Consider the following 6,824-nt stretch of genomic DNA (forward strand, 5'->3'; position numbering starts at 1 on the left):
GCGCATCGGAGGGAGCACAGTGTCGATTGCCGACATCTCGGAGGAGCGCCTCGGGGGACAGCGCAAGCCAGAGCGCACGCCGCCCCACGACCTCCTCGCCGAACAGAGTGCCCTCGGTGGAATGCTCCTTTCGAAGGATGCTGTCGCCGATGTGATCGAGACCCTCAAGGGTGCCGACTTCTACATCCCCAAGCACGAGCTCATCTTCGAGGCGATCCTCTCGCTGTACTCGCACGGCGAGCCCACCGACGTCGTCGCCGTCACGGACGAGCTGATCAAGACCGGTGAGCTGGGTCGCGCGGGCGGTGCCGACTACCTGCACACGCTGACCTCGATCGTCCCGACTGCGGCGAACGCGGGATACTACGCCGGCATCGTGGCCGAGCGTTCGATCCTGCGCCGTCTCGTCGATGCCGGCACGCGCATCGTGCAGCTCGGCTACGACGGCCAGGGAGATGCGACCGATCTCGTCAACAACGCGCAGGCAGAGATCTACGCGGTCACCGGCACAGAGGCGGCGGAAGACTACGTGCCCCTGACGGTCGCGGTGGATGCTGCGCTGGAAGAGATCGAGGCGGCCAGCGGTCGTGACGGGTCGATGACGGGCGTGCCGACCGGCTTCAAGGAGCTCGACGAACTCACGAACGGCCTGCACGGCGGACAGATGATCGTCGTCGCCGCGCGACCCGCCATGGGTAAGTCCACGCTCGCGCTCGACTTCGCCCGCGCCGCCGCGATCGGCCACGGCCAGCCGGCGATCTTCTTCTCGCTCGAGATGGGCAAGAGCGAGATCGCGATGCGTCTGCTCAGCGCCGAGGGCGCCATTCCGCTCCAGCACATGCGTAAGGGAACGCTCGACCCGCGCGACTGGACCACGGTCGCCGCGACTCGTGGACGCATCAACGACGCACCGCTCTACATCGACGACAGCCCGAACATGACCCTCGTCGAGATCCGTGCGAAGTGCCGACGCTTGAAGCAGCGTGAAGGTCTGCGCATGGTCGTGATCGACTACCTGCAGCTGATGACGAGCGGCAAGCGCGTCGAGTCGCGTCAGCAGGAGGTCTCCGAGTTCTCGCGTGCGCTCAAGCTGCTCGCGAAAGAGCTGCAGGTTCCAGTCATCGCGCTGTCGCAGCTGAACCGTGGTTCAGAGGCCAGGCAGGACAAGAAGCCGCAGATCAGCGACCTGCGAGAGTCGGGCTCGATCGAGCAGGATGCCGACATGGTGATCCTGCTGCACCGCGACTCCGTCTACGACAAGGACGTGCGTCCGGGCGAAGCCGACCTCATCGTCGCCAAGCACCGCAACGGCCCGACCGCGACGATCAATGTCGCCTTCCAGGGCCATTACTCGCGCTTCGCCGACATGGCGCCGGGTGGCGACTTCAACTGAGCCAGGGTTCCATGTGAACCTGGCGACCTAGGGCGCTGTGGAGAGGACTTCGGCCAGCACACGCTGCTGAGTTCTCCCGGCGTCTGGGCTGGACTGGTTCGACATCGTCGCAAGTGCTTTCCAAAGGGCCCATCCTCGCGCGCGTTGCCATGTTGCATCATCGAGGGCGACCGACTGGCGAAACGCCGCACGCGCCTCGCCATCAAAGTAGGTCCACGCGATGACGAGATCACATGCGGGGTCGCCGATTCCGCATGTGCCGAGATCGATGACTGCCGAGAGTCTCCCTTCATCTGTAAGAAGATTGCCGGTGGCAACGTCTCCGTGAAACCAGACCGGCTCGGATTCCCACGCAGACGTCGTCGCAGCGAGCCAGATCTCTCGGCACCGGTCCGCATCGACGTCGTCTCCCAGACGTTCGAGGTCGATCTGCACTTGATCGCTGTACACGCTCGGGTGACAGCCGCGGTAGAAGGAATGTCGTCCCGCTGAGGCGCCCGCACCCGTCGGGAGGGATCTCAGTGTGCGCAACACGGATCCCAGATCGTCGGCCAAGGAGACCCGATCGATCAGCGGATTCTCGTCGATCGTGTCACCGGGCAACCATCGACGTACCGACCACGGAAACGGGTACTCCTGGGGCGGCGCTCCGACTGCCATGACACCGGGGACCAGAACCGGAAGCTTCCCGTCGAGGAAATCGAGCGCGCGCTGCTCTTTCTCGACAGCCGCGGCATAGGCCTCTCCACTGGGCAACCGCACAGAGAGGCCATCTCCCAGGCGAAACGTCCGGTTGTCCCACCCCTGCTGCGGAACCGCACGAATGCGCAGCGTGCTCCAGTGTGGAAACTGCTCCGAAATGAGTTCGGCCACCAGAGGCTCGTGGATCTCGATCTTGGTTCCTCCCCAGCGCTTTGTCGTCTATTGCTACCACTCAATCATCGACAGCGTGCTCAAGCACGTCAGCGCAAGTGAAGACGCCGCACCATGAGAGGCGGCCCGCCCGATCCGAAGATCGAGCGGGCCGCTTGGTGAGGATCGGTCAGCGCTTCTCGATGTTGCGCTGAGCGAGCAGGTTCTCGAGCACGTCGGGACGGTTGGTGATGATCCCGTCGACGCCGTAGTCGAGCAGACGCGCCATGTCGGCGACCTCGTTGACCGTGTAGGTGTTGATGACCATGCCGGCGTCGTGCACGGCGTCGACGTAGTCGGCGGTCACGGCGCCGTAGTTCGGGTTGACCTGGTCGGCCCACTCGCCGTACGCAGCGAGGTCGGCGACGGGAACCGTGCCGAGCAGACCCACCGGAACCTCGGGCTGCAGTTCGGCGTAGGTCGCCATCGACTCCCAGTTGAAGCTCTGCACCGCGAGGCGCTCGCTGGCGAGAGCCGAGTTGACGTAGCCGGGGAACGAGTCGAAGACGTCGATGACCTCCTGCTCGACACCCGGGTACAGCTCGGGCGACTTGAGCTCCATGATGATGCCCGAACGGCTCGACCGCACCTGCGACACCATCTCCGCGAGCGTGGGGACCTGCTCGCCGGCGAACTCCTCGCCGAACCACGATCCGGCATCGAGCTGCTTGATCTCCTCGAGCGTGAAGTCGGCGACCTTCCACGGTGCGCGGTCCGGGAAGACCTCTTCGACGTTCGTGGTGCGCGTCAGCGTGGTGTCGTGCATGAGCACGGCGACCCCGTCCTTGCTGAGCTGGACGTCCGACTCGATCCAGGTGGCCTTCTGCTCGATACCGACCTCGAATGCGGCGAGCGTGTTCTCCGGCGCGTAGGCCATCGCGCCGCGGTGCGCCGTGGTGATGACTGAGACCTTCTCCGGCTGGGCGGCGATGGCAGGGGTGGCGACGAGCGAGAGCCCGACGATACCGGCCGCGGCGGCCAGCGTGAGTGTGCGAGTGCGCATTGGTTGATCTCCTTAGGAGGTGGTTAGCACTGGACACCTCCACGGTTTCGTCCGCGCGTGACGTCACCGTGTCCTCGAGGTGAATGATCACGGAAAGGTGCTGGCCGATGCCTCGAACGTGGTGCGCACGCGGTCGACGATCCCGGTCGGCCCTCGGTGACACTCGTGGGACGGCATTTCGTCCGTCGCCCGGCAGATGATCGGCCACTAGAACAACGGCGTGGCCGCCAGCTTCGCCAAACACGTCAACGTCGACGATCCACTCGTGGCGACGGTCATCTCGACCAACCCAGTTAGGGTCCTCAGCGCGCGCGACAAACGGGATTCTGTGTCGGACGTCTACGAGGTGGGCGATCCTTCATTCGGTTCGAGATTATTCTTCAGACGCTCTGTATAGGTGACGATTGCCATGCAACAAACGCTAAATACGAACAGCAATAGTAAGAACCAGATGATGAAATCCGCACCTCCGCCCCACTTAATCACGAGACCCGTCTCAGGGTTGTGTTCGATGGATGCCTGGAAGTCCGTAATCATGTACACCACCATCAACGCGACGGCGCTGACGATGGTAATGATGTTGCACCTGCCCGCGAACGACGTTGTTTCCGCCGAAATGGCCTCAGCAACAAGCTTTCGCCCCTCCCGCGCGAGCCGCCACACGTTCGGCTTACGACGAGGCACGCTTCCTTCTGTCATCGCTTTGGGCGCCGAGGCGCTCCCGCAAAGAACGTAGTCAGCAGAAGACCGACGGACGCAGCGAGAGCGAAAACCGCGGCGGGCTTTGGCATCCCAACGTCCGCACCAAGAGACAGAGTTGCGACCGCCGTGGACAACATCACGCAGAGGCTCAAGATAAGCCAGATCAAGCGGTATCCCCGATTCATGACGATGGCAGCTGCGTCTTCTTCTGAGGGGCTGAGCGTTTCCGCGGTCCCAGCGGGGCGCGCGGCGGCGCGCGCACTCACCAGTTGCGGCCACTTCATCGAATAGTGAAGCTCGCGGAGGCTGGTTCCCTCTCTGAGCGATGCACTGAGCTGATCAATATTCAGATAGGTCAGATCATCGTCATGATCTCGCTCTCTGAGGGAACGATCGAACCTCTCGTCGAAGCGGGTTGGCGTCTTCAGCCCCGGTGCGATCACTTCGTCGAACGCATTGCGTCGGGGCCCGCCTATAGCTTCAGCCCGAACGATCGTGTCAAAGCGCGAGGTCGCGGACTGATTCGCCCGCCGCAAGCGCACGTCAGTCACCATCAGTTGCCAACTCTCCTAGTTTGAAGTCAAAAGACGCGGTGGTTCCGTCACGTTCGGCGCGTCGGTTGATTCGACGCTGATTCGCCAGGGCTTCCTCGACGACAACAGCTAGCTGCGCCAAGTCGTGCTGATCAAGGACAAACTCGTACACCTTCGAATTTTGCTGATCGCCCCTAAGATCGGAGACGGAACTAATCCGAAGCGCGTGGGCAACTATCTCTAGGGCTGGCGTCTCTCCATACTCCTCATCAAAGATGGGCCGCACATCCGTTTCGATACCAAGATCGACAGTGATGTGGGACCTACGCTCGCGCGCTTGCTTGGCGCGAGCTACAAGCCGCACGGCGGGCGCATCCATGAGTCGCCCAAGTCGGCGTTCGGCAACAGCTTCATCGAGATTCAGTGCCTGGCTGACGCGATGCGCAACTTTACTCGGCAAATCGGGGCTAACAGCGCCGGAGAGTCGTGCGTCGACGAACGACACGGCGAAACCAGTAATCATCTCCGCCTGATCGAAGTCGATGTGGTCAGACTCAATTCCGATCTGCATGGCAGTCGTACTGCTGTAAGCGTGAGGCGGTGAGAGGCGCATAATGAGTTCATCGAACGCCTCCTCGCCCAAGGTGACCAGGAGCTCGACTACCGCGTTGACAGGATCGACATAGTTGTCTTCACTCATGTCCAAGAGCCTCCTTCTCGAAGCTGTCACGAAAGTATCACGTGCGCGTGCAGGCGGCTGAATCCCCACTCTCACCTTCAGCCATGCGAACGACGTTCCGAAACCGTTCACCACTAGCAATTATGCTGTAGTCCGATCGTCCGGGCCGATTTGCGACTATTCTGGCCTTCCTGCTTCCTGCTACCGGCTACCGGCTACCGGCTACCTGCTTACTGCGCCGGTTTGGGCCGCCGCACAGGTGACAGCGAACTCGTGGATGACCCGCAGAACCGACAGCGTCGTCTCCATCAGGAGTTACTGTGCGATCCCTCGCAGAAACCACCGCCGATGCGGCTTCGCTCACATTGGCAGGTCGTCCCTCGGCCGACGATCCCAGGATTCAGATGTTCGCAGCGCGTGTGGGCGAATGCTCCGCGGCGGCCACCTCGATGAGCGCACGCAGCTCGTCGACGGGGAGATCGGCGCCGAACGTCGGCATCCCGGGTTCCAAGAGCGCGCCAGCGGCGAGCGGCCCCGCGACGAGGGGATCGAAGCCCAGAGCGTCGATGAACTCGGAGACGCGCGCGACGTCGGCCTCGCGGTCACCGGCGATCGCGATGGCCTTGCGCCCCTGCGCCCCTGACGGTCGCGCTTCTTCCTCGAGGTCGTGATAGCCCATGTGGTTCAGGGCCTTCACGACGCGCGACTGCGGCAGGAACTCCTGCACGATCTCGCTCGTAGAGGTGCGCGGGTCGCTCAGGTCGTCGCGGATGCCGTCGGTCTCCCACCAGTAGTTCATCGCATCCAGCACGAGCGTGCCTTCGAGCTCCGCGACCGGCAGATTCCGATACTTCCCGAGCGGCAGCGCGAGCACGACGATGTCCGCTTCCCTGGCAGCATCCGTCGACTCAACGGCCGTCGCGCCGGGCGCGAGCACGTCGATCGTGAGCGCGATCCGCTCTGGCTCGCCGGATCCGGCGATGAGCACGCGGTAGCCCGCGGCGATCGCGAGCCGCGCCAGTACGGTCCCGACCTTGCCCGCTCCCAGGATGCCGACGGTCGGCCTGCCCCCGTTCGTCTCGATCATCGCCGGAACGCCTCTCCGGTGACGGCGGACTGTGCGGGCGCTTCCGCCAGCAGTTCGCGCACCATCGGGATCACCTTCGTGCCGTACAGCTCCACGGCGCGAAGCCGCGCGCTCGCCGCCATGGCCCCGCCGGCGGTGTAGATGAGGTCGAACCGACCGACATCCAGCGTGCGGATGGCTGCCGCCATCTTCCTCGCCACCGTCTCCGGCGAGCCGACGTACAACGATCCGCTCTCGACGTCCGCTTCGAACTCGGAGCGACGCAGCGGCGGCCAGCCGCGCAGCGCTCCGATGCGGTCGCGGATCACCTTGTACCCGGGGTAGAACGCCTCCATCGCCTCTTCATCGGTCTCGGCGATGAATCCGGGGGAGTGCATTCCCACCGGGTAAGCGGTGGTGCCCAACTGCTCGGTCGCTCGACGGTACAGGTCGACATACGGTGCGAAGCGCGCGGGTGCACCGCCGATGATCGCGAGCATGAGCCGGAATCCGTAGTGCGCGGTGGGGGCACCGAC

8 protein-coding genes are annotated in these 6,824 nt (G+C 63.7%); 1 reads left to right on the top strand and 7 read right to left on the bottom strand.

The genetic code is table 11. From position 1 onward, the window contains the following. Positions 1–19: 19 nt before the first annotated feature. On the top strand, positions 20–1,393 hold the full coding sequence (gene dnaB, locus ACNPNP_RS16900) for a replicative DNA helicase (protein WP_448967181.1): 1,374 nt from the start codon (positions 20–22) through the stop codon (positions 1,391–1,393). Positions 1,394–1,420: 27 nt separating this feature from the next. Here dnaB and ACNPNP_RS16905 read toward each other — a convergent pair whose 3' ends face one another. The 7 genes from ACNPNP_RS16905 to ACNPNP_RS16935 form a co-directional block, all read right to left on the bottom strand. Then, positions 1,421–2,266 (bottom strand): aminoglycoside phosphotransferase family protein, encoded by an 846-nt coding sequence (locus ACNPNP_RS16905; protein ID WP_448967182.1) that lies wholly within the window; start codon positions 2,264–2,266, stop codon positions 1,421–1,423. Between the two features lie 169 nt (positions 2,267–2,435). Then, entirely contained in the window at positions 2,436–3,308 is an 873-nt protein-coding gene (locus tag ACNPNP_RS16910) for a glycerophosphodiester phosphodiesterase (protein ID WP_448967183.1), read from the bottom strand. Between the two features lie 339 nt (positions 3,309–3,647). Continuing rightward, the gene (locus ACNPNP_RS16915; RefSeq protein WP_448967184.1) at positions 3,648–3,992 is read right to left on the bottom strand and encodes a hypothetical protein; all 345 of its coding nucleotides are present in this window, start codon (positions 3,990–3,992) and stop codon (positions 3,648–3,650) included. A gap of 11 nt (positions 3,993–4,003) precedes the next feature. Next, the gene (locus ACNPNP_RS16920; protein WP_448967185.1) at positions 4,004–4,564 is read right to left on the bottom strand and encodes a hypothetical protein; all 561 of its coding nucleotides are present in this window, start codon (positions 4,562–4,564) and stop codon (positions 4,004–4,006) included. Continuing rightward, positions 4,554–5,243 (bottom strand): hypothetical protein, encoded by a 690-nt coding sequence (locus ACNPNP_RS16925; RefSeq protein WP_448967186.1) that lies wholly within the window; start codon positions 5,241–5,243, stop codon positions 4,554–4,556. The genes ACNPNP_RS16920 and ACNPNP_RS16925 overlap by 11 nt, the downstream gene beginning before the upstream one ends. 379 nt (positions 5,244–5,622) lie before the next feature. Beyond that, positions 5,623–6,309: an NADPH-dependent F420 reductase gene (locus ACNPNP_RS16930; RefSeq protein ID WP_448967187.1), complete on the bottom strand. Its 687-nt coding sequence runs from the start codon at positions 6,307–6,309 to the stop codon at positions 5,623–5,625. After that, positions 6,306–6,824 (bottom strand): LLM class flavin-dependent oxidoreductase (locus tag ACNPNP_RS16935; RefSeq protein ID WP_448967188.1); only part of this gene is annotated, 519 nt, incomplete at its 5' end. The genes ACNPNP_RS16935 and ACNPNP_RS16930, both read right to left, overlap by 4 nt.

Source organism: Microbacterium xerophyticum (assembly GCF_053543555.1).